Below are 2156 nucleotides of genomic sequence, written 5' to 3' on the forward strand. Positions count from 1 at the left end.
GTAGTCCCGGGCAGACTCGAACTGCCGACCCCTACATTATCAGTGTAGTACTCTAACCAGCTGAGCTACGAGACTCTGTTTTTACTTAATTCTTTATTCTTTTTTTTAAATTAACAGCAAGAGTAATAAAACTTTTAAATCCTAAACCAAAAGACCTTTTCGTCTTTTTCCTAAAGGTGTTGTTTGCACAACTAACAATTAGGCTCTAGAAAGGAGGTGTTCCAGCCGCACCTTCCGGTACGGCTACCTTGTTACGACTTAGCCCTAGTTACCAGTTTTACCCTAGGCAGCTCCTTGCGGTCACCGACTTCAGGCACCCCCAGCTTCCATGGCTTGACGGGCGGTGTGTACAAGGCCCGGGAACGTATTCACCGGATCATGGCTGATATCCGATTACTAGCGATTCCAGCTTCACGGAGTCGAGTTGCAGACTCCGATCCGAACTGTGACCGGCTTTATAGATTCGCTCCTGGTCACCCAGTGGCTGCTCTCTGTACCGGCCATTGTAGCACGTGTGTAGCCCAAGGCGTAAGGGCCGTGATGATTTGACGTCATCCCCACCTTCCTCACAGTTTGCACTGGCAGTCTCGTTAGAGTTCCCGACATGACTCGATGGCAACTAACAACAGGGGTTGCGCTCGTTATAGGACTTAACCTGACACCTCACGGCACGAGCTGACGACAACCATGCAGCACCTTGTAAATTGTCTTGCGAAAAGTCTGTTTCCAAACCGGTCAATCTACATTTAAGCCTTGGTAAGGTTCCTCGCGTATCATCGAATTAAACCACATGCTCCACCGCTTGTGCGGGCCCCCGTCAATTCCTTTGAGTTTCAAACTTGCGTTCGTACTCCCCAGGTGGGATACTTATCACTTTCGCTTAGCCACTGAAGTTGCCCCCAACAGCTAGTATCCATCGTTTACGGCGTGGACTACCAGGGTATCTAATCCTGTTCGCTACCCACGCTTTCGTCCATCAGCGTCAATCAATTAGTAGTAACCTGCCTTCGCAATTGGTATTCCATGTAATCTCTAAGCATTTCACCGCTACACTACATATTCTAGTTACTTCCTAATTATTCAAGTCCTACAGTATCAATGGCAGTTTCCCCGTTGAGCGGGGAGATTTCACCACTGACTTATAAGACCGCCTACGGACCCTTTAAACCCAATGATTCCGGATAACGCTTGGATCCTCCGTATTACCGCGGCTGCTGGCACGGAGTTAGCCGATCCTTATTCTTACGATACCGTCAAGCTCCTTCACGAAGGAGTGTTTCTTCTCGTACAAAAGCAGTTTACAATCCATAGGACCGTCATCCTGCACGCGGCATGGCTGGTTCAGACTTGCGTCCATTGACCAATATTCCTCACTGCTGCCTCCCGTAGGAGTCTGGTCCGTGTCTCAGTACCAGTGTGGGGGATCTCCCTCTCAGGACCCCTACCCATCGTTGCCATGGTAAGCCGTTACCTTACCATCTAGCTAATGGGACGCATGCTCATCTTTTGCCGTTGTGACTTTAATTATAATATGATGCCATACTATAATACTATGAGGTATTAATCCAAATTTCTCTGGGCTATCCCTCTGCAAAAGGTAGATTGCATACGCGTTACGCACCCGTGCGCCGGTCTCTAGTTCCGAAAAACTATACCCCTCGACTTGCATGTGTTAAGCCTGCCGCTAGCGTTCATCCTGAGCCAGGATCAAACTCTTCATCGTATATTATGCGTCCGCCGTGGCGGACTATTTATTTTTGACTCAAGCTCTATTGGTTCATTCTGAATCTATCGATTCTATTACTCTTATTTTTTTTGTTCCGATTTGCATCGGAACGGCTGTCAATTCAATATGTCTACGAACGTGTATTCTTCTTTTTTCGCTTGTTTCTCAAAGCGGCTGCAAAAGTACAACTATTTTATTTACTCGCAAGAAAAATTTAAAGTTTTTTTTCGATTTATTTCTCGAAGCTCAACTCCATCTTCCTTGTCAGTATTTCAAATAACTTGCGTGTTTTGCGGGGTGCAAATGTAAAACGTAAATTAATTTCTCGCAAGCTTTTTTTGAACTTTTTTTCAAACTTTCGTTTGATTTAAATTCGTTTTTCTTGCCAGTCTTTATATGAACGTCTGCGTTGTTGCGGGTGCAAAAGTAG

At 45.9% G+C, this 2156-nt stretch carries 1 tRNA gene and 1 rRNA gene; both read right to left on the bottom strand.

What is annotated here, in order from left to right:
* Position 1: 1 nt before the first annotated feature.
* A tRNA-Ile gene (locus tag ABS764_RS16175) sits at positions 2–75 on the bottom strand.
* Positions 76–209: 134 nt separating this feature from the next.
* Positions 210–1723, bottom strand: a 16S ribosomal RNA gene (locus tag ABS764_RS16180).
* Between the last annotated feature and the right edge of the window lie 433 nt (positions 1724–2156).

The organism is Flavobacterium plantiphilum (assembly GCF_046000495.1).
In the GTDB taxonomy this organism is placed as follows: Bacteria; Bacteroidota; Bacteroidia; order Flavobacteriales; family Flavobacteriaceae; genus Flavobacterium; species Flavobacterium plantiphilum.